The following is a 22,056-nucleotide window of genomic DNA, read 5'->3' as shown; positions in this document are numbered from 1 at the left end:
CGATCCATGCAAGCCGTCGTGTGCTGCCAGGAACCAGGGGCGCCTTGCAGGACACCCCTGGTTCGCTCAGGGCAGGCCGATCCTGCGAATCGCGATCAGGCGCCCAGCATCAGCTGGTTCACCCGCTTCACGAAGGTCGCCGGATCGTCCAGCGTGCCGCCCTCTGCCAGCAGGGCCTGGTCGAACAGCAGCGCTGCCAAGTCGTCGAAACGCGCCGCGTCGGTCTTCAGGCGTTCGACCAGCGGATGCCCGGGGTTCAGCTCGAGGATGGGGGCGGAGCCCGGCACGTTCTGGCCAGCCGCCTTCAGCAGGCGCGCCAGGTTCATGCCCATCTCGTGTTCGTCGACCACCAGGCAGGCCGGGCTGTCGGTCAGGCGGTTGGTGACGCGTACTTCCTTCACCCGCTCGCCCAGGCTGGCCTTCACGCGCTCCAGCAATTCCTTGTTGGCCTCGGCCTGTTCCTCGGTCTGCTTCTTCTCGGCCTCGTCCTGCAGGCTGCCCAGGTCCAGGTCTCCCTTGGCCACCGACACGACCTGCTTGCCGTCGAACTCGGTGAGGTAACTCATCATCCATTCATCGACGCGGTCGGTCAGCAGCAGGACTTCGATGCCCTTCTTGCGGAAGACCTCGAGGTGCGGGCTGTTCTTCGCGGCATTGAAGCTGTCGGCCGTCACGAAGTAGATCTTGTCCTGACCTTCCTTCAGGCGCGACACGTAGTCGGCAAAGGACACGGACACTTCCGGCGTATCCGCATTCGTCGACGCGAAGCGCAGCAGGCCGGCAATCTTCTCCTTGTTGGCGGCGTCCTCGCCGACGCCTTCCTTCAGCACGCGGCCGAATTCCTTCCAGAAGGTGACGTAGTCATCCTTGCGGTTCTCGGCCATGTCTTCCAGCAGCCCCAGCACGCGCTTGGCGCAACCGGCACGGATGGTGTCGACGTCCTTGCTCTCCTGCAGGATCTCCCGCGACACGTTGAGCGGCAGGTCGCTGGAGTCCACCACGCCGCGCACGAAGCGCAGGTAGTTCGGCAACAGCTTCTCGGCGTCGTCCATGATGAACACGCGACGCACATACAGCTTCAGGCCGTGCTTGGGGTTGCGGTCCCAGAGGTCGAACGGGGCGCGCTTCGGCACGTACAGCAGTTGCGTGTATTCGTGGCGGCCTTCGACGCGGGCATGCGACCAGGCCAGCGGATCTTCGTAGTCGTGCGAGACGTGCTTGTAGAAAGCCTTGTACTCGTCGTCCGTCACTTCGCTCTTGCTGCGTGCCCACAGCGCCTTGGCCTGGTTGATGGTCTCTTCCTCATCGCGCAGGACGTGGGCCTTCTTGTCATCGTCCCACTCTTCCTTCGCCATCAGGATGGGCTGGACGATGTGGTCGGAGTACTTGCGGATGATGCTCTTGAGCTTCCAGGCGGACAGCAGGTCGTCCTCGCCTTCGCGCAGGTGCAGGATGATGTCGGTGCCGCGCAGCGCCTTGGTGTAGGGCTCGATGGTGTATTCGCCCGCCTCGTCGCCCACCATGCTGCATTCCCACTTCACGCCCGCTTCGGCCCCCTGGCCCGCGCGACGGGTCAGCACGGTGACCTTGTCGGCGACGATGAAGGCGGAATAGAAGCCCACGCCGAACTGGCCGATCAGGTTGGCATCCTTCTGCTGGTCGCCGGACAGGCGCGCGAAGAATTCCTTGGTGCCGGACTTGGCGATGGTGCCGAGGTGGTTGATGGCCTCCTCGCGGCTCATGCCGATGCCATTGTCGGAAATGGTGATGGTGCGGCTATCCTTGTCGAAGCCGACACGGATCTTCAGGTCGCTATCGGTCTCGTACAGCGCCGCGTCGTCCAGCGCCTCGAAGCGCAGCTTGTCGCAGGCGTCCGACGCGTTGGAAACCAGCTCGCGCAGGAATATCTCGCGGTTGGAGTACAGCGAGTGGATCATCAACTGCAGCAGCTGCTTGACTTCGGCCTGGAAGCCGCGCTTTTCGGCGCCAGTGGCGGCGCTTGCCTGAGTGCTCGTGGTTTCGCTCATGCGTTCCTCCTTTTGGGTGGCACTTTGTTAACATCGCGCCATATGGGGACGATGCTGCGCCCTTTCAAGAGGTCATTCCACGACCCTGATCAAACAAGGGCTTGCGTTTGCATGCCCGAGGAGAGCAGACCCGGTGCAGGACGAGGATTACACCCAGCTGGGTTCGCCCGGCGACCCGCTGTCCCGACGGCGACCGGCCGTCCAGCTGTCCGGCGACGTCCGCTCGCCGATACGCATGGCCGCCACCATCTTCGGCTCCTATGCCCTCGTCACCCTGCTGATGCTGCTGGGCGTGTGGGCCCTGCTGGCGCAGGATCGCGCCCGCGAGTTCCAGCGGCAGGAAACCCAGATCGCCAGCCTGGCCCGGGCGCTCGACGAGCTGGCCAACCGTAGCTTCGGCCAGGCCGACAACGCGGCCAGCGCCATCGCCCGCAGCATTGTCGACCACGGCCAGCTGGACCCATCCGGCATACGCCATGCCGAGGCCGTCGCTGGCGAATGGCTGTTGCGCCAGCCCTTCCTGCGTGCCATCACCATCGGTGACGCGAAGGGCAACAAGCTGGTGACCGTGCGGCAACGCCAGGCGCCGGGCAACCTGGATGCGCCCCTGAGCGAGTTCGATCCGCGCCGCCGCAACGTGGGCAACCGCCTGGGCATCGGTGCGCCGTTCAAGTCGCAGGACGAGCGCTGGTACATCCCGGCCTTGCGCAACGCCCACGACATGCAGGGCGAGCGCATCGGCGTCGTGTCGCTGCTGATCGACGTCGAGCACTTCGAACACTTCTACCGCGACATCCGCCTGACGGCGCAGGACAGCATCGCGATACTCGACACCAACGGCGTGGTGCTGTTGCGCCTGCCGGTCCTCGACGGCCTGATGGGCAGCGAGGTGCATGACAGTTCACCCTACGACCCCGACGGCAACGCCGACGCCCCGCGCGCCATCACCTATAGCGGCAGCCTGAACGAGGACGCGGAGCCGCGCATGGCGGTCTTCCGTCGCCTGGCGGACTACCCGCTGCGGGTAGTGGTGTCGCGGCCGATGAGCGCAGCGATGGCGGATTTCGAGGAGATGCGTCGCCGCCTGCTGTTCGGTACCGGCACGCTCATTTCACTGCTGGCATTGATGGCGTGGATCAGCTACCACGATGCCTGTCAGCGGGAACTGGCGCGCGAGGAACTGGGCCGCGTCAATGCCACGCTGGAAGAACGGGTACGCCGCCGGACCTCCGAGCTGGAACAGACCAACCGCGAACTGGTGGCCTTCAGCTACACGATCTCGCACGACCTGCGCGCGCCACTGCGGGCGATCAACGGCTTCGCGCACGCGCTGCGCGAGGACTATGGGGATCGCCTGGATGACCAGGGGCGGGAGTACCTCGAGCGCGTCTATCGCGGCAGCATCCGCATGGGCGAACTGATCGACGAGTTGCTGTCGCTGGCCAACATCTCGCGCCAGCCTCTTTCGATCACGACGCTCAACCTGTCGACCATCGCCGAGGACATTTCCAGCGAGTTGCGCACGGCAGACCCTGGTCGCGAGGTGCTGTTCGACATCCAGCCGGGCATCCAGGTGGAGGGGGACGAAGTCCTGCTGCGCAACGCGCTGTACAACCTGCTGCACAACGCCTGGAAGTTCACCCGCAGCCGGCGGCCGGCGGTCATCACCGTCAGCGAGCAGGATGACCGCGAGCACAAACGGATCATCGTCGCCGACAACGGCGTGGGTTTCGACATGGCGCACGCCAAGCGCCTGTTCCAGCCCTTCCAGCAGCTGCACGCACGTCAAGGCTTCGGCGGCACCGGCATCGGGCTGGCGTCGGTACGCCGCATCATCGAGCGACATGGCGGCCGCATATGGGTGGAGTCCGTGCCGGACGAAGGCACACAGTTCAGCTTCACGATGCCTTACCGCGCCTCGGTGATCCGCCGGCGGCGGCGCTCACTCTCGCAACCGCAGAGCGGTGCTCAGGGCTCGTAGCGGATTTCCAGGACGTCGATTTCGCGGGGCCCGCCGGGACTGGCCACCTTCACGGTGTCGCCTTCCCGTGCCTTGAGCAACGCGGTCGCCAGGGGCGAGATCCAGCTGATCCTGCCCTGCGAGGCGTTTGCCTCATCGACGCCGACGATCTGGTAAGTCGCCTCCGCACCGTCCGGATCGCTCACCGTCACGGTGGCGCCAAAAAAGACCTGCTCGGGATTCTGCTGCTCGGCGGGGTCGACAACTACCGCGGACTCCAGGCGTTTGATGAGGAAGCGGATGCGCCGGTCGATCTCGCGCAAACGGCGCTTGCCGTAGAGGTAGTCGCCATTCTCCGAGCGGTCGCCATTGCTCGCCGCCCAGGCCACGACCTGGACCATGTCGGGACGCTCTTTCTTGAGCAGATGGTCGAGCTCACCCTTCAGCGTGGCGTAGCCACGCTTGGTCATGTAGTTACGGGTGCCCGCCGGGAGGCGGGGCGCCCCGTCCAGCTCGTCGTCGTCCTCGCTGTCGTTTTCCTTGACGAATGCCTTGTTCATGCCTGTCGCACTGCTGAAACATCAGTGCGCGATCCTACCGGACTTACTGGTAGATGGCTGGCTGCGTCATCAACGCGTCGAACTGGTCGAGAAAGATGTCGAGATCGGCATCGCGCTCGTCTTCTTCGCCTTCCAGCACCGAGGCAAGCTCGACCCGGAAGCGGGCAGCAGTGTCGCCAGACAGCAGCGTTCCACGGCCAAGGCGCTTGTCGATGACCTCGATCGAGTCGACCGAGGGGTAGGACACCACGTACAGAACCGGATTGTTGAATACGATCTGCATGTCATCACCTCCCCGTTGAAACCTCTCGACGGCCGGGACGGCATTGTCATCGGCCTCAATACTGATTTCGGGTCAGACAGGGGGAAAATCAATAGGTGTTCCCCGCTGCCACTTGTGTCAGGACGTGAATCGCTTGCCTGACGGGACTTCCCCCGGAACGCTGGCACCAAGGGCCGGCCCTGACTGCATAAAACCCTTATTCAAAAATTGCCCTTCAGGACGTACACCTAATGAATGAACTCACGGACCACACCAGAGTCCGACCCCATCCTGACGGCAAACCAGTGACTGACAGGAGCAAAGAACAATGAGCGAGATTCTTGAGCGCGCGATGAGCCTGCACACCCGGCTGGAAACTTTGCGCGACGAACACCGGCAACTCGACGACACCATCACCCTGCTGTGCCAGAAACCCATGGACGACGAACTGGCCTTGCGTCGGCTGAAGAAGCGCAAGCTCATCGTGCGCGACCGCATCAACCTCATCGAGCGGATGATCGCGCCGAATCTGCCGGCCTGATCACGCCCTGCCCCTCGTTTCGCCTCTGCTGTTCCTGCAATTTCTGACCCGCGCCTTGCCGGGTCAGTTCAATCAAAGAATCAAACCCTGCCATTGCGGCGGCTGATGGTCGCTGCACCGCAGCGCATTGCCACAGGTGTGTCATGGCAACATCCGGTCCGCATCCGCGACAGGAGTCCGCCTTGGAGAACACCCGCGAGTCCGGCAATCCGCCTGAACCACCGCCGCACCCCGTCTCTCCCTTCCCCGAGGTGCGCGCAGTACCCCTCACCCGCCCCTTCGTCTGGCTGGCCCGCGGCATCGTGGATCTGCGGGTTTCCCTCGGCGCCAGCCTGTTCTTCGGATTCTGCTTCGCCTCGATGGGTCTGACCATCACGGTGGTCTTCGAGCACGCCTACCAATACACCTCGGCGCTTACGTCAGGCTTTCTGCTGCTGGGCCCGTTCCTGTCCATGGGGCTCTACGAGCTGAGTCGCCAGCGCATGCTGGGCCAGCGGCCCGACTTCCTTTCCGCCTTGACGGTATGGCGGCGCAACGCCGGCAACCTGGGGATATTCGGCCTGGTGCTGACCATCGTCTTCCTGGTGTGGGCACGTGCCTCGCTGGTGCTGTTCGCCCTGTTCTACACCAGCGAGATGCCGAATCTGAGCGGCTTCCTCGGCCAGATCCTGCGTGCGGAGAACATCAAATTCCTGGCGATCTACTGTGCTGTCGGGATGGTCTTCGCGGCCCTCGTGCTGGGGATCAGCCTGGTCTCCATCCCCTTGATGCTGGACCGGCGCCAGGACGCCATCACCGCGATGCTGGCCAGCCTGCTCGCCTTGTCGCGCAACCCGGGCACCTGCCTTGTCTGGGCCGTGCTCATCGTCAGCTTGACGGCAGTGGGCTTCCTGAGCTTCCACGCTGGCCTGGTCGTCGTCGTGCCGGTGCTCGGGCATGCCACCTGGCACGCCTACCGGGACCTCGTAGCCCCGCCCGCCGAGGACGCGTCAACGGCCTGAAACCGGCCCAAGCCCCCTCCCGTCCTATCTGCGGCTCCGCATGTAAGGCAGTACTGGTCAAGCGCTGTACCAATGTCGTTAGGAGCGCATAATCCCGTCGTCTCGAGACCTTGCTGGAAACGTGGTGGACTTCAGAATTCCGGGCCGCAATGCCATGGCCCAATTTGCCGCTTTGCTTCCAATCGGAGGTGCCGCCAGCGCGGACATCACCTCCGCGAACGCGATCGCAGGTCGCCTGACGGAAATGGTGCCGCAGCACCCGCGCCATGCAGCCGAGATGCTGTCCCAATGCGTCGTCGAAGCCCGCGCCCTCAAAGGCCATCTGCGCCGCCAGCTCAAGCTGCTGGACCAGATTCACCACCACGCGGAAACCGTGGTGACCGATCTGGACAAGATGCTCGACGAAAGTCGCCTGCCGCTGACCGCCACCAGCCGCATTGCCGCCGCCACTGCCGACCGCCTGCTGAAGCAGCTGGGCGAGGCCTACATGGAGCTGGCGCTGGAACTCAACAGCAAGTGGCTGCGCGCGGTTTATCGCAGTGCACTGGAGCAGGCCTGCTTCCGCGCCACCCAGCTGATCCACAAGCGCAGCCTGATGGCACTGCGGGCATACGCCAGCGGTTCGCCACGGCGCTGGGCACAGTTCAACAGCATTTACGCCATTGCCCGCGAAGGCGGTTTCCACCGCAAGAGCTTCGAAGGCGAGGAAACCATCGAGCGGCTGGTGGGCAAGAGCGGCCTGCTGGCCCTCGCCGACCCAGCCACCCTGGGCGCTGAAGAACTGGGCTGGCTGCGCTTTTACGTCGAGCGCCACGGCAACCGGGTTGTCGTGCGCAGTGCCCCGCCCGAGAAGCGCGGCGCCGGCCTCTTCGTGCTGACCGAGAAAGGCCGCGTGCCGCGCCGGCTGGGCTCCAGCCATGAGCTGAACCCCGGCGAACTGGTGCTGGATCTGCGCACCGTCCTCAAGCACCTCAAGCGCCAGCTGGTCGGCATGCGCACTGGCATCCCGCCCAACAAGCTGGGCCTGCCGCTGGCTGCCGCCAGGCCGGAATACATGTTCCTGCTGCAGCGCTGCGGCGAGCAGTGGTCGGAGCCGCGCTCGCGCCGCCACAGCCGCAACAGCTTCCGTCCGCGCGCCGACCTGGTTCCCGGTTTCGACTCCGTTCGCCATTTCCTGACGGCAGCCGCCTTCCGGCGCCGCGCCAGCGACAAGTCGGAAGGTATCGGTGGCGGCCTGTCGCAGACCAGCGAATGGCAGGTGGTGGACCAGAGTCCCTCCGGCTTCGGCCTGCGTTTCGTCAGCGGCCACGCCGGGGCGATCGCGGTGGGCGAACTGGTCGCGCTGCGTCCGCGCGAGAGCGCTGCCGTCAGCTTGTGCGTGACGCGCCGGGCGCGCAGCATCACAAATGCAGATTTCGAACTCGGCGTGGAGCTGTTGGGCGACAACGCCGCTCCGGCCAACATCAGCAAGCCCGCGAGCAAGGGCAAATCCGTCCAGGTGCCGGTCCTGCTGCTGTCCAAGGTGTTGTGCCTGAACAAATCCCCCGGGTTGCTGGCGCCGATGGGCGACGTCAAGCCGGGCATGTCGCTGATGGTGCCGTACAAGGGTGCGATGGTGCAGCTGGAGGCGGTCGAGATCGTCGAGCGCCTGGCCAGCTGCGACCTGATCCGCCTGCGCGCGCGCCGCGTCGGCAGCAACGGCGAAACCGTGGACATTGACGAGGACGACCTGTCCGACGACAAGGCGAACAATGGCTGAACTGCATACCTCGCAGGAACTGGTGGCCTGCGTCGAGGGGCTCTGGAGCCTGCCGGACGTCTACTACCGGGTGCGCGAGGCGATCGAGGATCCGGACGTCTCCACCGACGAGCTCGCACGCCTGGTGTCGGCCGACCCCGCCCTGGCCGGCACCCTGCTGCGCCTGGCCAACAGTGCCTTCTTCGGCTTTCCCCGCCGCATCGAAACCCTGTCGCGCGCAATCAGCCTGATCGGCCTGGACGAAGTGGCCGAGGCCGTGCTGGCCAGCGTGCTGGCGGCCAGCTTCAGCAGCGTTGCGCCGGCGGATCTGGACATGCGTCGCTTCTGGCGCGGCTCGGTGCGCCGCGGCCTGCTGTGCCGCCACTTGTCCCGCCTCAGTGGCGACCGCGAGGGCGAGCGATTGTTCGTCGCCGGCCTGCTGTCGGACACCGGCCACCTCGTCATGTGCCACGCCATTCCCGACGTGATGCGCGACGTCCTGTCCCGCCCCGCGACACTGGGACAACGCGCCGAGCGGGAACGCGAACTGGCCGGCTGCGATTTCGCCGAGGTCGGCGCCGCGCTCATCGTCTCCTGGCGACTGCCCGCCAGTATCGGCACGCTGGTCGGTGCGCAACTGATGCCCCCCTACGCGGGCGACCTGGCGCACGATGCAGCCCGTGTGCATATCGCCGCCGTGTTGTCCGAAGCCATCGAGACCGGCATGCCGACTTCGGATGCGATCGGCTGCCTGCACCCGGAAGCGCTCAGCCTGGCCGGCGTGGACGCCCTGATCCTCAACGCGGCGATCGAGCAGGCGGAGACACAGCTCGGCGAAGTGCTGGCCAGCCTCGGCCTGCAGCGCTGACGGAACACCGCGAAGGCGTCGGGCTCCAATGAGTTGAGCCCGCACAATGCCCCGCCGACCCTGGCGCGACATGATGGCGGCACCACAGCACCATCCACGATTTCTATGGCGACTGACGACCTGGCGGGCTACGCTGACAGGCCGTCCGGTCCGCCGAGGTATCCGTCATGCGCCCTGGTCAGCCCTCCCCGTCCGCCGTCCCGCCTGCCACGACCACCACGGTCACGGCACTCGCCGAGCAGGAAATCTCCGGTGAGGTGCTGCTCGAAAAGTACGCCAAGGGCAGCGAGTCCGACGTCACCGACGTGCGAAAACGCGTTGCCCGCGCATTGGCCGCCGTCGAAACCGAGGACAGGCGGACGCACTGGGAGGCCCGCTTCCTCGAAGCCCAGCAGAACGGCTTCATACCGGCGGGACGCATCAACTCCGCTGCCGGCACCCAGCTTGCCGCGACACTGATCAACTGCTTCGTCCAGCCCGTCGGCGATTCGGTCACCGAGGAATCCGACGGCCGCCCCGGCATCTACACCGCGCTGGCACAGGCGGCCGAAACCATGCGGCGCGGTGGTGGCGTCGGCTATGACTTCTCGGCGATCCGCCCGGTGGGCGCCCTGGTGCGCGGCACGCAGAGTCGCGCATCCGGTCCGGTGAGCTACATGCGCGTGTTCGACCGCTCCTGCGAAACGGTGGAATCCGCCGGCGCCCGGCGGGGAGCGCAGATGGGCGTCCTGCGCTGCGATCATCCGGACATCGAACTGTTCGTCCACGCAAAGGATCACGGCGACCTATCCAACTTCAACATCTCGGTCGCAGTCACCGACACGTTCATGCGAGCGGTGGAAGCCGACGGCGAGGTGGAACTGGCCCACCGCGCCGAGCCCGCTCCGGAAATCCGCGCCAACGGCGGCTACCAGCGCGACGACGGCTGGTGGGTCTACCGCAAGCTGCGGGCGCGCGACCTGTGGGACCAGATCATGCGTTCCACCTATGACCATGCCGAGCCCGGCATCCTGTTCCTGGACCGCATCAACCGCGACAACAACCTGTACTACTGCGAGACCATCGAGGCGACCAACCCGTGTGCGGAGCAGCCCTTGCCGCCCTACGGCTGCTGCTGCCTGGGCTCGATCAACCTCACCCTGTTCGTGCGGAAGGCTTTCGGTGGGCAGGCGGACGGGGTGGAGCTCGGCGAGTTCGACTTCGCCGCCTTTGCGCGCACGGTCGAAGCATCGGTACGCATGCTCGACAACGTGCTGGACACCACCCACTGGCCGCTGCCGCAGCAACAGCAGGAGGCGCGCAACAAGCGGCGCATCGGGCTCGGCTTCACCGGCCTGGGCGATGCGCTGATCATGCTGGGCCTGCGCTACGACACGCCCGAAGCCTGTGCGATGGCGACGCGGATATCCGAAGCCATGCGCGATCGCGCCTATCTGGCCTCGGTGGAACTCGCCAGGGAGCGCGGCGCCTTTCCGTTGTTCAACGCCGACCTCTACCTGTCCGGTGGCAATTTTGCGTCCCGACTTCCGGCCGAGATCAAGGATGCCATCCGCAAGCACGGCATCCGCAACTCGCACCTGCTGTCGATCGCGCCGACCGGCACCATCTCGCTGGCCTTCGCCGACAACGCCAGCAACGGCATCGAACCGCCCTTCTCCTGGACCTACACGCGCAAGAAGCGCATGGCCGACGGCACCATGAAGGAATACGCCGTGGAGGACTATGCGTGGCGCCTGTACCGGCATCTGGGCGGCGACACCGACAAGCTGCCGCCGGCCTTCGTCACCGCGCTGGAAATCTCCGCCGAGGCGCACAAGAACATGGTGGCGGCCGTCGCACCCTGCGTCGACACCAGCATCTCCAAGACCGTCAATGTCCCCGCTGACTACCCATACGCCGATTTCGAGAACCTCTATCTCAGCGCATGGAAGGCCGGCCTGAAGGGCCTGGCCACCTATCGGCCCAACAGCGTGCTCGGCTCCGTGTTGTCCGTCGATACGCCGAAGAAGCTGCCGCATGACGTCGTCGTCAGCGACGCCAACCGCAGGCTGAGCATCCCCAACCTGCCCGCGCCCGTACTGTCCAGCCTGCGCTGGCCAGGCCGACCCGAGCTACCGGACGGCAATACGTCGTGGACCTACATGCTCGACACGCCACAGGGCAGCTTCGCGCTGTTCGTCGGCCAGACCGGGGCCACCGACAGCCCGGGCGACTTTCCCTTCGAGGTGTGGGTGAACGGCGCCGACCAGCCACGTGGCCTGGGCGCGCTGGCCAAGACGCTGTCCATGGACATGCGCGCCAACGACCGCGCTTGGCTCAAGCTCAAGCTCGACACCCTGGCGCACATCGTCGGCGAGACGGGCTTCGAGCTGCGATTCCCTCCGCACGGCGAGACGCGGCGTGTGCCCGGTGTCGTCGCCGCCTTTGCGCAAGTGCTGCGCTACCGCTGCGAGAAGCTCGGCGCCTTCGATCAACAAGGCACGAATCCCGTGCTGGACGCGGTGTTCAGTGCCCAGGAACCGAGAACCGGCACCGACGGCACGCTGTCGTGGACGGTGGATATCCAGAACCCCGCCAGCGGTGAAGACTTCGTGCTCGGTCTCAAGGAGATCACGCTGCCGGATGGCGTCACCCGCCCTTATTCCATGTGGCTATCCGGCAACTACCCGCGCGCTCTCGACGGCCTCGCTCGCGTGTTGTCGCTGGACATGCGCGTCATGGACCCGGCCTGGATCGGTATGAAGCTGCGCAAGCTGCTGAACTACCCGGAGCCACTCGGCGACTTCATGGCCTTCGTTCCCGGCACGCGCCGCCAGCAGAACTGGCCCAGCACCGTCGCCTATCTCGCACGCCTGGTCATCCACCGCTACGCGATGCTGGGCGTGCTGGACGAGGACGGTTATCCGATGCGCGAGATGGGCATCCTGGAGGCGCCACGTGGTGACGACGAACCGCGGGTGATGCAGGGCGCGCTGTGCAACGAATGTGGCAACCCCGCCGTGATCAGGAAGGATGGATGCGACTTCTGCACTGCGTGTGGGGCGGTCGGAAGCTGCGGTTGATCGGCGCGTCGTCGCAATGCTCACCCGTCATTAGCTGAAGGCCCGAAGCACTGCGCGGAAGCTCTAAGGGCTGCGCTTCAGCAACTGCGACGAATCACTGAGTACCGATCTGCAGGCCGGTGGGCAGCATCCATTCCTCGACGCTGCCGTTCCATTGGCGCACCACCAGCGCGATGACGCGGTCAGCCGTGATCAGTGTGGCCCCCTGCTTCACCGCCGTTTCCACGACAACCGCATCCTGCACGTTGTGGCGCTTGCGCTCGCGGGCCTCGAGCGCTTCGAACAGTTGTCCGTAGGTGGGCTGGCTCTCCTCCGCCGGCTCGTTCTGCTCGAACGAGAAATCATCCCTGAGCCAGGTGGAGGTATTGAGCACCTGGGATTCGGTGAGGTCGCCCGAGGAGGTCACACCCTGCGGCTCGATTGCTTCCGGGCTCAGCAAGCCTTCAAAGGCTTCCAGCAGCTCGGCACGCCTGCCGGAATCCTTCAGCATGCGCAGTTCCGCAAGCTGGGTATGCGTCGCAAAAAGACGTCGGCCCGCCAGGCCGCTTTCCGCCAGCCCCGTCTGGCAGAGCCAGTGAAAGAGGTCGGTGTCGAGCATATAGGACTTGTCGTCGGCCACACTCATGGGATGGATGCCCTCTGGATGACGCGGTGGACGCTACGCTTTTCCACACAAAGCGCAAGCAGCCATCCGGGCGATGAAGACGAGCGGCCGACCCCGTGCGGATCAACGACAGGACAGGGCACTGCCTGAGCCCGCGGCGGTCAGGAGACTGACGCAGCTCAGGCTTCCACAGGTGCAGGCCACGACGCTGGCATTGTCGAGCCGGGTCGGTCTGGCGCACACGCATTCCGGCGGTGCCAGCAAAGGCTGCTGCGCTTCCGCCTGCGGCAGGCGTGACGCACCGAAGACAAGCAAGCCGAGACCGCCCAGGACAAGTACGACGCGCGGCAGGCTGATACTGGATGTGCTGACAGGCATGACGGTTCTCCCGAAAGGGGGTCAGGATAACCAGCCTTTGCGCAGAGCGGACAGGCGGACTGGTCGGCTATGCTGGAGGGAGCGGAACCTCGGTCCGCAGGAGCACGTCCATATGGAGCCGTTTCCGAACGGATTCCCGTTCCCCCGTCACTTTCCCCGTTCCGTCAGGAGTTGCCCATGAGCACGAAGATTCTGGTGTTGTACTACAGCGCATACGGCCATATCGAGACCATGGCGAAGGCTATCGCCGAGGGTGCCGCCAAGGTGGCGGACACCGAAGTGACCATCAAGCGCGTACCCGAGCTGGTGTCGGACGAAGTCGCCGGCAAGGCAGGCATGAAGGTCAACCAGGATGCCCCCTTCGCCACGCCGAACGAACTGGCGGATTACGACGCCGTCATCTTCGGAAGCCCGACCCGCTTCGGCAACATGGCCGCCCAGATGCGCAACTTCCTCGACCAGACCGGCGGCCTGTGGGCCAAGGGAGCGCTGATCGGCAAGGTGGGCAGTGTCTTTACCTCCAGCGCCACGCAGCATGGTGGCCAGGAAAGCACCATCCTGTCCTTCCACACCACCCTCCTCCACCAGGGGATGATCATCGTCGGGCTGCCCTATAGCTTCGCTGGCCAGATGGGCGTGGATGAACTCACGGGTTGCTCTCCTTACGGCGCCAGCACCATTGCAGGCGGCGACGGTTCGCGTCAGCCCAGCGCCAACGAACTGGCCGGTGCGCGCTTCCAGGGTGAGCACGTTGCAGGCATCACCCGCAAACTGAAGCTGGGTGGCAGCTGATCCTGCTGCCACCGGCCGTCATGCCGGGAGCGGCGCGTAGAAAAGCACTGTTCGCACAACGCAGGGCGCGCCCTGAAAACACAAACGGCCCTCTCGGGCCGTTTGTTCTTGCTTCGCCTGTCAGGCCGATCAACGCTTGATCTCGAGCCCCTTCTGGCTGGAGAAGTACGCCGCGAGATCAGCCATGTCCTGCGCGGACAACGGCGCAACGATGCCTTTCATGACTTCGTTCTTGCGGGTGCCGTTCTTGTATGACTTCAGCGCCTGGTTGAGGTAATCCTCATGCTGGCCCGCGATTCGCGGAAACATCGCCGTCGGGCTGTTGCCATCGGCGCCGTGACAGGCGACGCAGGTTGCGGATTTTTCCTTGCCCTTCGCCGCATTGCCCGATGCCGCCGAGACGGACGTCGCAACCACGGCAGAGATCAGGCCCAGGGCCACAATGGTGATTCGCTTCATGCCCCGCTCCCTCACTTTTTCTTCTTGCCGGCGTAGTACGCGGCAATGTCGGCCATGTCCTGTTCCGACAGGCTGGCAGCAATGCTGTTCATGGTTGGCTGCTGGCGCTCACCGTTCTTGTAGGCCTTGAGGGCTGCAACGATGTAGTCCGGATGCTGACCGCCGAGCTTGGGCACGTGGTAGGTGTCGGGAAAGCCGATCTTGTAGCCGGGAATGCCGTGGCAACCGATGCACATCGACACCTTCTTCGCGCCGATCTGGGCACGACCTTCTGCCGCCTGCACGGTCGCACCCAGCAAACCCGTCGCGACCACGGCAAACAGCACTGCAATTTTCTTCATGGCGCCTCTCTGTTGTTGGCTCTGTCTGGCGCACGAACGCTCCCGGCGAAGGAGCACGAGCCATGCGCAATCGGCGATTTTACAGGCGTATCGCGCTAAGTAAATCTGTGCGGCTGTATTGGAGGCGGCGCATTCCGCCTCACGGACGTTCAGACCAGCAGTTTGCGGGCCCAGAACAGTCCGGTAATCGTCTTGCCGTCGCTGATGCGGCCATCCAGCACGGCCGCCTCAGCCTCGTCCAGGCTCATTTCCAGGACATCAAGGAATTCCCCGTCATCGAGCTTGCGTTCCCCCAGGGTGAGCCCACGCGCGAGGAAAATCTCGATGTGCTCGTCCGAGTAGCCGATGCATGGGTGCAGCGTACCGACATGCTGCCAGTCCGTCGCCGCGTAACCCGTCTCCTCCTGCAGTTCCCGTTGTGCGCAGCGCAGCGGGCTTTCGTCCGGATCGAGCTTCCCGGCCGGCATCTCCAGGCAGACCCGGCCGACCGGGTAGCGATACTGCCGTTCGAGCACCAGGACACCGGGGCGCGACTCGGCGATGACCATGCAGGCGCCGGGATGCTTGACGTACTCCCGGGTGGCCTCGCGTCCATCCGGCAGCCGCACATGATCGCGGAACACCTTCAGCAGGCGGCCGTCGAGAATCTGTTCACCATCGATACGGGTTTCTTCAAGATGCTTCACGCAAGGACTCCAGGGGTACTCATGAAAAAGCCTGTCACGCTGGCGTGACAGGCTTTGCTGGTCTCGGGAAAGTCTGGGCTCAGCCGAAGGAACTGCGCAGTACCAGCACGCAGAAATTCATCAGCCAGCCGGGCATGATGCCCAGCACCGCCACGGCCAGCACGTTGGACGACAGCACCAGACCGAAGCCACGCGATGCGCGCACCGGTGTGTCGTCCACCGGCTCGTCGAAGTACATCACCTTCACGACGCGCAGGTAGTAGAAAGCACCGACCAGCGACATCAGCACCGCCACGACGGCCAGCGACAGGTGACCTGCCGACAACACGGCCTGCAGCACGAAGAACTTCGAGAAGAAGCCGACGAAGAACGGCAGGCCGGCGGTGGAGAACATGACGATCGCCATCATCGCCGCCCACCAGCTGTTGCGGCGGTTGAGGCCGCGGAAGTCGTCGATGTTCTCGGCCTCGAAGCCCTCGCGCGACATCATCAGCAGGATGCCGAACGAAGCCAGCGTGGTCAGCACGTAGATGACGACGTAGAACAGCGAGGACGCGTAGGCGTTGAAGAGGTCGTGCGGCGAGCCCTTGGCGGCCATCAGGCCCAGCAGCATGAAACCCATGTGCGAGATGCCGGAGTAGGCCAGCATCCGCTTGAGGTTGGTCTGCGCAATCGCTGCCAGGTTGCCGAGCACGATCGACGCCACGGCAGCGATCATCAGCATCTTCTGCCACTGCGGTGCGAGATCCCACATGCCCAGTGCCAGCAGGCGGAAGGCCATGGCGAACGCGGCCAGCTTGGGGGCGGTGGAAATCAGCAGCGTGACCGAGGTCGGCGCGCCGTGATAGACGTCGGGGATCCACATATGGAACGGCACCACGCCCAGCTTGAAGGCGACGCCGGCCACCACGAAGACCAGGCCGAACAGCAGCACCGTGCGATTCACCTGTTGCTCATACAGGCCGCGGGCCACTTCGATGATGTCCAGCGTGCCGGTAGCACCGTACACCATGGAGATGCCGTACAGCAGCAGACCGGACGCCAGCGCACCCAGCACGAAGTACTTCATCGCCGCTTCGGTCGCGCGCGGGTTGTCGCGGTCGACAGCGACCAGCGCGTAGGACGACAGCGACAGCAGTTCCAGGCCCATGTAGATGGTCAGCAGGCTGCTGGCGGAGATCAGCACCAGCATGCCCAGCGTGGCGCAGATGGCCACCACGTAGTACTCGGGCGACTCCAGCTTGCGGTCGTTCAGGTAACGGCGGCCATACAGCAGCACGGCCATCACCGCGAGGCAGACCAGGCTCTTCAGCATGCCGCCCAGCGGGTCCGACAGGAAGGACAGCCCGAAGGTGAACGTCACCTTGCCACTGGCCAGCCAGCTCAGCAGCCACATGCCGATACCGCCTTCACTGCTGCGGAGCGTTTCCCACACGCCAGCACTCCAGTCGACCGGCAGGGACAGGACGGCCGCGACCAGCAGCGTTGCCTGGCTGACCCAGAAGGCCGCGCAGCGGCCACCACCCGGACGCGCGAAGGCTGCCACCATCAGCAGCACCAGCGCCATGGCCGCAACGAAGATTTCGGCGGCGGCGGGAGCGAAATTTGGGATCTGGAATTCCATTGATCAGAACCTGTGCAATCGTGTCGGCGACATTCAGAGTTTGCTGTTGGCGACGTGGCGGAGCAGCTCGTCGACAGTGGCGTGCATGACTTCAGTCAGCGGCAGCGGGTACAGGCCAAAGCCCAGGACGCACAATGCCAGCACGGCCAGGAACAGGAACTCGCGGCCATTGATGTCCTTCAGCTCGGCAACATGGTGGTTGCCCACCGGCCCGAAGACCACGCGCTTGTACATCCACAGCGTGTACGCGGCCCCGAGGATCAGGGTGGTGGCCGCGGCGAAGCCGATCCAGAAGTTGTATTTCACGGCGCCCAGCACGACCATGAATTCACCGACGAAGCCACTGGTTGCCGGCAGGCCGGCATTGGCCATCGCGAACAGCAGGAAGAAGGCCGCGAACTTCGGCATGGTGTTCACCACGCCACCGTAATCGGCGATCTGGCGGCTGTGCACGCGGTCGTACAGCACGCCGATGCACAGGAACATCGCCCCCGACACGAAGCCGTGGGAAATCATCTGCACCAGCGCGCCTTCGATGCCGAGCTGGTTGAACATGAAGAAGCCCAGCGTGGCAAAACCCATGTGCGAGATGGACGAGTACGCCACCAGCTTCTTCATGTCGGTCTGCACCAGCGCCACGAAGCCGATGTAGATGACCGCGATGAGCGACAGGGTGATCATCAGCGGCGCAAAGTACTGGCTGGCATCCGGCACGATCGGCAGCGAGAAACGCAGGAAGCCGTAGGCGCCGAGCTTCAGCGCGATGGCCGCCAGCACTACGGAACCACCGGTTGGCGCCTCCACGTGGGCATCCGGCAACCAGGTGTGCACCGGCCACATCGGCACCTTGACCGCGAAGGATGCGAGGAAGGCGAAGAAGATCCAGCTCTGCTCGCGCATCGACAGCGGCGCAGCGTGCCAGTCGAGGATGCTGAAGCTGCCACCGGAGTGCTGGAACAGGTAGATGAACGCCACCAGCATCAGCAGCGAACCGAGCAGCGTGTAGAGGAAGAACTTCAGCGCCGCGTACACACGGTTGGGGCCACCCCAGATGCCGATGATCAGGTACATCGGGATCAGCGCGGCCTCGAAGAACACGTAGAACAGCACGCCATCGAGTGCACTGAAGATGCCGTTGGTAAGACCCGACATGATCAGGAAGGCCGCCAGGTATTGCGCGACCTTCTCCTGGATCACCTCCCAGCCCGCAATCACCACGAAGATGGTGATGAAGCTGTTGAGGATGACGAAGGGCATGGAGATGCCATCAACGCCCAGCGCGTAACTGATGTTGAAGTACTGGATCCAGGGATGCACCTCCAGGAACTGCATGTTCGCCTGGGTGGTATCGAAACCGGTGTACAGCGGGATGGTGATGAGGAAACCGGCCAGCGCGGTCAGCAGCGCAATGATCCGCGCGACCGGTGCATTGCGGTCTTTGCCGGCGAAGAGCGTGAGCAAGCCACCGAAGATCGGCAGCCAGATCGCCAGGCTGAGGTAAGGAACAGTCATCTGTATGACCCGTTAATCGTGTTTGTTGTCGGTTCTTGAGTCGCGGGCGATCAACCGCCGATGGCGCCGGCCTGGAAGTCCAGTCGCCACATCCACAGCAACACCATGACTCCGAAAATGATCCAGAAGGCGTACTGGTAGACGTAGCCGGACTGCAGCCAGCGCGTCAGTTGTGCGATCCCGCCCACCAGACGCGCAGAACCGTTGACCGCCACACCGTCGATGATGGCCTGGTCGCCCGCACGCCAGAAGAAGCGGCCCAGCATGCGCGAACCACCGGCGAAGAACACTTCATTGAAGCGGTCGAAGTAGTACTTGTTGTCCAGCAGGCGGTACAGGAAGGCGAAACGCTGACCGAACCACACCGGGATCTCCGGACGCTTCAGGTAGAAGAACCAGGCCGTCGCCACGCCCGCCATCGCCAGCCAGAACGGCAGCGTCACGAACCCGTGCAGGGCCAGCGCGGCCGCACCGTGGAATTCCTTGCCGAACTCGGCGATCACGTCATGTGCCTCGGCGACATGGATCACACCGGCGAACCACTCGCCGAACAGCATCGGCTCGATGGTCAGCGCGCCGATGATCACCGACGGAATCGCCAGCAGCACCAGCGGCAGCGTCACCACCCAGGGCGACTCCTTCGGCTTTTCGCCCGGTGCGAGGCCGTGGTGGTGATCGTCATGCGAGTGATCATCCTGGGCATGCTCGTCATGGTCGTGGCCGTCGTGGGCCACGGCATGCGTGTCACGCGCATGGGCATGGGCATCGTGCGCGTGCGCCTTGCCGAAACGCTCCTCGCCATGGAACACCAGGAAGTACATACGGAAGGAATAGAAGGCCGTCACGAACACGCCGGCGAGCACACAGAAGTAGGCGTAGCCCGCTCCCGGAATGTTCGAGAAGTGCACCGCCATGATGATCGAGTCCTTCGAGTAGAAACCCGCGAAGAACGGGAACCCGATCAGTGCCAGAGACCCCAGCAACGAAGTGATCCAGGTGATCTTCATGTACTTCCACAGGCCACCCATGTTGCGCATGTCCTGGTCGTGGTGCATGCCGATGATCACCGAGCCGGCACCGAGGAACAGCAGCGCCTTGAAGAAGGCGTGCGTCATCAGGTGGAACACGGCAGCGGAATACGCCGACACACCCAGCGCCACCGTCATGTAACCGAGCTGCGACAGCGTGGAGTACGCCACCACGCGCTTGATGTCGTTCTGCACGATGCCCAGGAAGCCCATGAACAGCGCCGTGGTCGCGCCGATGACCAGCACGAAGGACAGCGCGGTTTCCGACAGCTCGAACAGCGGCGACATGCGCGCCACCATGAAGATGCCGGCGGTCACCATCGTGGCGGCGTGGATCAGCGCGGAGATCGGCGTCGGGCCTTCCATGGAATCCGGCAGCCACACGTGCAGCGGCACCTGTGCCGACTTGCCCATCGCGCCGATGAACAGGCCGATGCAGATCGCCGTCACCAGCGGCCAGCCCGTGGCGGGCACGGTCATCTGCAGCAGTTCCGGCGCCTTGGCGAAGACTTCGGCGTAGTTCAGCGTGCCGGCGTAAGCCGCGATCAGGCCGATGCCGAGCAGGAAGCCGAAGTCACCCACGCGGTTGACCAGGAAGGCCTTGAGGTTGGCGTAGATCGCAGTCGGACGGGTGTACCAGAAACCGATCAGCAGGTAGGACACCAGGCCCACCGCTTCCCAGCCGAAGAACAGTTGCAGGAAGTTGTTGCTCATCACGAGCATCAACATCGAGAAGGTGAACAGCGAGATGTAGCTGAAGAAGCGCTGGTAGCCGGGGTCTTCGCTCATGTAGCCGATGGTGTAGATGTGCACCATCAGCGACACGAAGGTGACGACCAGCATCATCATCACAGTCAGTGAATCGATCAGGAAACCGACCTCGAAAGTGATGCCGCCACTGGTCGCCCAGGTGTAGAGCGCCCCGTTGAAGGTGTTGCCGGCCTGCACGTCCTGGTAGATCACCACGGAGGCGACCAGTGCCACGGCGACGCCGAGAATGGTCACGACGTGCGACGCGGTACGACCGATCACCCGACCGAACAGGCCGGCGAGGATGGCGCCGAACAAGGGCGCCAGCGGAACGAGGAGATAGAGTTTCTGCATGGAGCTCATGTCGACTCAGCCCTTGAGACTGTCGAGGTCGTCGACGTGAATGGTCTTCAGGTTGCGGAACAGCGTGACCAGGATCGCCAGGCCGATGGCCGATTCGGCGGCGGCCACGACGAGCACGAAGAACACGAAGATCTGTCCGCCCGAGTCGCCCAGGTAGCGGGAGAAGGCCACGAAGTTCATGTTGACCGCCAGCAGCATCAGCTCGATCGACATGAGCAGGATGATCAGGTTCTTGCGGTTCAGGAAGATACCGACGACGCTGATGGCGAACAGCAGCGCGGCGACGATCAGCACGTGAGAGAGCGGTAGCATTTTCGTTATTCCTCCCGGCGCCTTACTTCGGCTCGGCCGGCGGTACGTCAGCGGCCTCTGCCGGAGCAGCCGGCAGGTCACGCTCGGTCGGCATGCTGACGATGCGCACCCGATCGGCGCGCTTCACGCGGATCTGGTCGGCCGGATTGTTGAACTTGCTGTTCTCGCGACGGCGCAGGGTCAGCATCACGGCGGCCACCATCGCCACCAGCAGGATCATCGAAGCAAGTTCGAAGGGATAGGCGTAGTGCGTGAACAGTTCGCGCGCCAGTTCCTGCGTGTTGCTTGCGTTCGCAGCCGGCATCGTCGGCGGTGCCAGCGACTCGAGCTGGAAGTAGTCACCGCGCAGCACGACAGCCATCTGGAACACCACCAGCACGGCTACCAGCAGGCCCAGCGGCAGGTAACGCCAGAAGCCCTCGCGAAGTCGATCGATGTTGATGTCGAGCAGCATCACGACGAACAGGAAGAGCACCATCACGGCACCGACGTACACGACGATGATGGCGATGGCGAGGAACTCGGCGTGCATCAGCATCCAGATCGCGCCGGCCGTACAGAAGGCCAGCACGAGGAACAGTACGGCGTGCACCGGGTTGCGCGAGGTGATGACCATGACCCCGGACGCCAGCAGCACGACCGAGAACACGTAGAAGATCAGGTTCGAGAATTCCATTCGATGTTGTCTCGTCCGGCGCTTAGCGATAACGCGCCTCGACCTCGCGGTCGTTGGCGATCTGCGCTTCATAACGCTCGCCGACGGCGAGCAGCATCTGCTTGGTGTAGTAGAGATCACCACGCTTTTCGCCGTGGTACTCGAACACCCGCGTCTCGACGATGGCATCCACCGGACAGGCTTCTTCGCAGAAACCGCAGAAGATGCACTTGGTCAGGTCGATGTCGTAGCGCGTCGTGCGGCGCGTGTTGTCCTCGCGTTGCTCGGACTCGATGGTGATGGCCATCGCCGGACACACCGCCTCGCACAGCTTGCAGGCGATGCAGCGCTCCTCCCCGTTCGGATAGCGGCGCAAGGCATGCAGGCCCCGGAAGCGCGAGCTTTGCGGCGTCTTCTCTTCCGGGAACTGAATGGTGATCTTACGCGCAAAGAAATGCCGCCCGGTCAGCGCCATGCCCTTGAGCAGTTCCTTCAGGAAGACACTGCCGATGAATTCAGATACAGCACCCATG

General features: G+C 64.2%; 21 protein-coding genes. 7 read left to right on the top strand and 14 right to left on the bottom strand.

Annotation, left to right across the window (positions count from 1 at the left end; all coding sequences use genetic code 11):
• Positions 1–95: 95 nt before the first annotated feature.
• Positions 96–2,027, bottom strand: coding sequence for a molecular chaperone HtpG (htpG, locus tag VVD47_RS01385; RefSeq protein WP_327601610.1), 1,932 nt, complete (start codon positions 2,025–2,027; stop codon positions 96–98).
• 133 nt (positions 2,028–2,160) lie between these two features.
• Between htpG and VVD47_RS01380 the strand changes: the two genes are divergently transcribed.
• Positions 2,161–4,008, top strand: a complete 1,848-nt coding sequence (locus VVD47_RS01380; RefSeq protein WP_327601609.1) for a sensor histidine kinase — start codon at positions 2,161–2,163, stop codon at positions 4,006–4,008.
• On the opposite strand, the gene greB is transcribed toward VVD47_RS01380, so the two are convergent.
• On the bottom strand, positions 3,996–4,547 hold the full coding sequence (gene greB / locus VVD47_RS01375) for a transcription elongation factor GreB (RefSeq protein ID WP_327601608.1): 552 nt from the start codon (positions 4,545–4,547) through the stop codon (positions 3,996–3,998). The genes VVD47_RS01380 and greB overlap by 13 nt on opposite strands.
• Before the next feature lie 43 nt (positions 4,548–4,590).
• Positions 4,591–4,830: a DUF3567 family protein gene (locus VVD47_RS01370; protein WP_327601607.1), complete on the bottom strand. Its 240-nt coding sequence runs from the start codon at positions 4,828–4,830 to the stop codon at positions 4,591–4,593.
• A 307-nt stretch (positions 4,831–5,137) separates the two neighbouring features.
• On the opposite strand from VVD47_RS01370, the gene VVD47_RS01365 reads away from it, so the two are divergent.
• The 5 genes from VVD47_RS01365 (at position 5,138) to VVD47_RS01345 (ending at position 12,019) form a co-directional block, all read left to right on the top strand.
• A complete protein-coding gene (locus tag VVD47_RS01365; RefSeq protein ID WP_327601606.1) occupies positions 5,138–5,350 on the top strand; it encodes a YdcH family protein in 213 nt (70 codons plus the stop codon).
• Between the two features lie 182 nt (positions 5,351–5,532).
• On the top strand, positions 5,533–6,351 hold the full coding sequence (locus VVD47_RS01360; RefSeq protein ID WP_327601605.1) for a DUF2189 domain-containing protein: 819 nt from the start codon (positions 5,533–5,535) through the stop codon (positions 6,349–6,351).
• Positions 6,352–6,628: 277 nt separating this feature from the next.
• Positions 6,629–8,110, top strand: a complete 1,482-nt coding sequence (locus tag VVD47_RS01355; protein ID WP_327601604.1) for a hypothetical protein — start codon at positions 6,629–6,631, stop codon at positions 8,108–8,110.
• The gene (locus VVD47_RS01350) at positions 8,103–8,957 is read left to right on the top strand and encodes an HDOD domain-containing protein (RefSeq protein WP_327601603.1); all 855 of its coding nucleotides are present in this window, start codon (positions 8,103–8,105) and stop codon (positions 8,955–8,957) included. Before VVD47_RS01355 ends, VVD47_RS01350 begins: the two co-directional genes overlap by 8 nt.
• A 167-nt stretch (positions 8,958–9,124) precedes the next feature.
• Entirely contained in the window at positions 9,125–12,019 is a 2,895-nt protein-coding gene (locus tag VVD47_RS01345; protein WP_327601602.1) for an adenosylcobalamin-dependent ribonucleoside-diphosphate reductase, read from the top strand.
• A 94-nt stretch (positions 12,020–12,113) separates the two neighbouring features.
• On the opposite strand, the gene VVD47_RS01340 is transcribed toward VVD47_RS01345, so the two are convergent.
• Both VVD47_RS01340 and VVD47_RS01335 read right to left on the bottom strand, forming a co-directional pair.
• Positions 12,114–12,644 carry a hypothetical protein gene (locus VVD47_RS01340; RefSeq protein WP_327601601.1) on the bottom strand — a complete coding sequence of 177 codons (531 nt, stop codon included), beginning with the start codon at positions 12,642–12,644 and terminating at the stop codon, positions 12,114–12,116.
• Between the two features lie 102 nt (positions 12,645–12,746).
• Positions 12,747–13,001: a hypothetical protein gene (locus VVD47_RS01335; protein WP_327601600.1), complete on the bottom strand. Its 255-nt coding sequence runs from the start codon at positions 12,999–13,001 to the stop codon at positions 12,747–12,749.
• 177 nt (positions 13,002–13,178) lie between these two features.
• Here VVD47_RS01335 and wrbA point away from each other — a divergent pair, with 177 nt between their 5' ends.
• Positions 13,179–13,793, top strand: coding sequence for an NAD(P)H:quinone oxidoreductase (wrbA, locus tag VVD47_RS01330; RefSeq protein WP_327601599.1), 615 nt, complete (start codon positions 13,179–13,181; stop codon positions 13,791–13,793).
• 129 nt (positions 13,794–13,922) lie between these two features.
• Here wrbA and VVD47_RS01325 read toward each other — a convergent pair whose 3' ends face one another.
• From VVD47_RS01325 to nuoI, 9 genes are all read right to left on the bottom strand, one after another.
• Entirely contained in the window at positions 13,923–14,252 is a 330-nt protein-coding gene (locus VVD47_RS01325; protein ID WP_327601598.1) for a c-type cytochrome, read from the bottom strand.
• 11 nt (positions 14,253–14,263) lie between these two features.
• A complete protein-coding gene (locus VVD47_RS01320; protein ID WP_327601597.1) occupies positions 14,264–14,593 on the bottom strand; it encodes a c-type cytochrome in 330 nt (109 codons plus the stop codon).
• A 149-nt stretch (positions 14,594–14,742) separates the two neighbouring features.
• Positions 14,743–15,279 (bottom strand): NUDIX hydrolase, encoded by a 537-nt coding sequence (locus VVD47_RS01315; RefSeq protein ID WP_327601596.1) that lies wholly within the window; start codon positions 15,277–15,279, stop codon positions 14,743–14,745.
• Between the two features lie 79 nt (positions 15,280–15,358).
• Complete coding sequence (gene nuoN, locus VVD47_RS01310; protein ID WP_327601595.1) at positions 15,359–16,903, bottom strand: NADH-quinone oxidoreductase subunit NuoN; 1,545 nt, start codon at positions 16,901–16,903, stop codon at positions 15,359–15,361.
• A 33-nt stretch (positions 16,904–16,936) separates the two neighbouring features.
• A complete protein-coding gene (locus tag VVD47_RS01305; protein ID WP_327601594.1) occupies positions 16,937–18,415 on the bottom strand; it encodes an NADH-quinone oxidoreductase subunit M in 1,479 nt (492 codons plus the stop codon).
• Positions 18,416–18,465: 50 nt separating this feature from the next.
• On the bottom strand, positions 18,466–20,556 hold the full coding sequence (gene nuoL / locus VVD47_RS01300) for an NADH-quinone oxidoreductase subunit L (protein WP_327601593.1): 2,091 nt from the start codon (positions 20,554–20,556) through the stop codon (positions 18,466–18,468).
• A 6-nt stretch (positions 20,557–20,562) separates the two neighbouring features.
• On the bottom strand, positions 20,563–20,868 hold the full coding sequence (gene nuoK / locus VVD47_RS01295; RefSeq protein ID WP_327601592.1) for an NADH-quinone oxidoreductase subunit NuoK: 306 nt from the start codon (positions 20,866–20,868) through the stop codon (positions 20,563–20,565).
• Positions 20,869–20,890: 22 nt separating this feature from the next.
• Complete coding sequence (locus VVD47_RS01290; RefSeq protein WP_327601591.1) at positions 20,891–21,544, bottom strand: NADH-quinone oxidoreductase subunit J; 654 nt, start codon at positions 21,542–21,544, stop codon at positions 20,891–20,893.
• Between the two features lie 22 nt (positions 21,545–21,566).
• Positions 21,567–22,055: an NADH-quinone oxidoreductase subunit NuoI gene (gene nuoI, locus VVD47_RS01285; RefSeq protein WP_327601590.1), complete on the bottom strand. Its 489-nt coding sequence runs from the start codon at positions 22,053–22,055 to the stop codon at positions 21,567–21,569.
• Position 22,056 lies beyond the last annotated feature (1 nt).

Origin of the sequence: Uliginosibacterium sp. H1 (assembly GCF_036017065.1) — a bacterium.
In the GTDB taxonomy this organism is placed as follows: Bacteria; Pseudomonadota; Gammaproteobacteria; order Burkholderiales; family Rhodocyclaceae; genus Uliginosibacterium.
The sequence above is the reverse complement of the archived record's forward strand: the minus strand, read 5'-3'. Positions and strand labels throughout refer to the sequence as shown.

What these genes read in the sequence shown, in the direction of transcription:
- htpG (WP_327601610.1), bottom strand. Translation starts at nt 2,027, where the DNA reads ATGAGCGAAACCACGAGCACTCAGGCAAGCGCCGCCACTGGCGCCGAA.
- greB (WP_327601608.1), bottom strand. Translation starts at nt 4,547, where the DNA reads ATGAACAAGGCATTCGTCAAGGAAAACGACAGCGAGGACGACGACGAG.
- VVD47_RS01370 (WP_327601607.1), bottom strand. Translation starts at nt 4,830, where the DNA reads ATGCAGATCGTATTCAACAATCCGGTTCTGTACGTGGTGTCCTACCCC.
- VVD47_RS01365 (WP_327601606.1), top strand. Translation starts at nt 5,138, where the DNA reads ATGAGCGAGATTCTTGAGCGCGCGATGAGCCTGCACACCCGGCTGGAA.
- VVD47_RS01355 (WP_327601604.1), top strand. Translation starts at nt 6,629, where the DNA reads ATGCTGTCCCAATGCGTCGTCGAAGCCCGCGCCCTCAAAGGCCATCTG.
- VVD47_RS01350 (WP_327601603.1), top strand. Translation starts at nt 8,103, where the DNA reads ATGGCTGAACTGCATACCTCGCAGGAACTGGTGGCCTGCGTCGAGGGG.
- VVD47_RS01345 (WP_327601602.1), top strand. Translation starts at nt 9,125, where the DNA reads ATGCGCCCTGGTCAGCCCTCCCCGTCCGCCGTCCCGCCTGCCACGACC.
- VVD47_RS01340 (WP_327601601.1), bottom strand. Translation starts at nt 12,644, where the DNA reads ATGAGTGTGGCCGACGACAAGTCCTATATGCTCGACACCGACCTCTTT.
- VVD47_RS01335 (WP_327601600.1), bottom strand. Translation starts at nt 13,001, where the DNA reads ATGCCTGTCAGCACATCCAGTATCAGCCTGCCGCGCGTCGTACTTGTC.
- wrbA (WP_327601599.1), top strand. Translation starts at nt 13,179, where the DNA reads ATGAGCACGAAGATTCTGGTGTTGTACTACAGCGCATACGGCCATATC.
- VVD47_RS01325 (WP_327601598.1), bottom strand. Translation starts at nt 14,252, where the DNA reads ATGAAGCGAATCACCATTGTGGCCCTGGGCCTGATCTCTGCCGTGGTT.
- VVD47_RS01320 (WP_327601597.1), bottom strand. Translation starts at nt 14,593, where the DNA reads ATGAAGAAAATTGCAGTGCTGTTTGCCGTGGTCGCGACGGGTTTGCTG.
- nuoN (WP_327601595.1), bottom strand. Translation starts at nt 16,903, where the DNA reads ATGGAATTCCAGATCCCAAATTTCGCTCCCGCCGCCGCCGAAATCTTC.
- VVD47_RS01305 (WP_327601594.1), bottom strand. Translation starts at nt 18,415, where the DNA reads ATGACTGTTCCTTACCTCAGCCTGGCGATCTGGCTGCCGATCTTCGGT.
- nuoL (WP_327601593.1), bottom strand. Translation starts at nt 20,556, where the DNA reads ATGAGCTCCATGCAGAAACTCTATCTCCTCGTTCCGCTGGCGCCCTTG.
- nuoK (WP_327601592.1), bottom strand. Translation starts at nt 20,868, where the DNA reads ATGCTACCGCTCTCTCACGTGCTGATCGTCGCCGCGCTGCTGTTCGCC.
- VVD47_RS01290 (WP_327601591.1), bottom strand. Translation starts at nt 21,544, where the DNA reads ATGGAATTCTCGAACCTGATCTTCTACGTGTTCTCGGTCGTGCTGCTG.
- nuoI (WP_327601590.1), bottom strand. Translation starts at nt 22,055, where the DNA reads ATGGGTGCTGTATCTGAATTCATCGGCAGTGTCTTCCTGAAGGAACTG.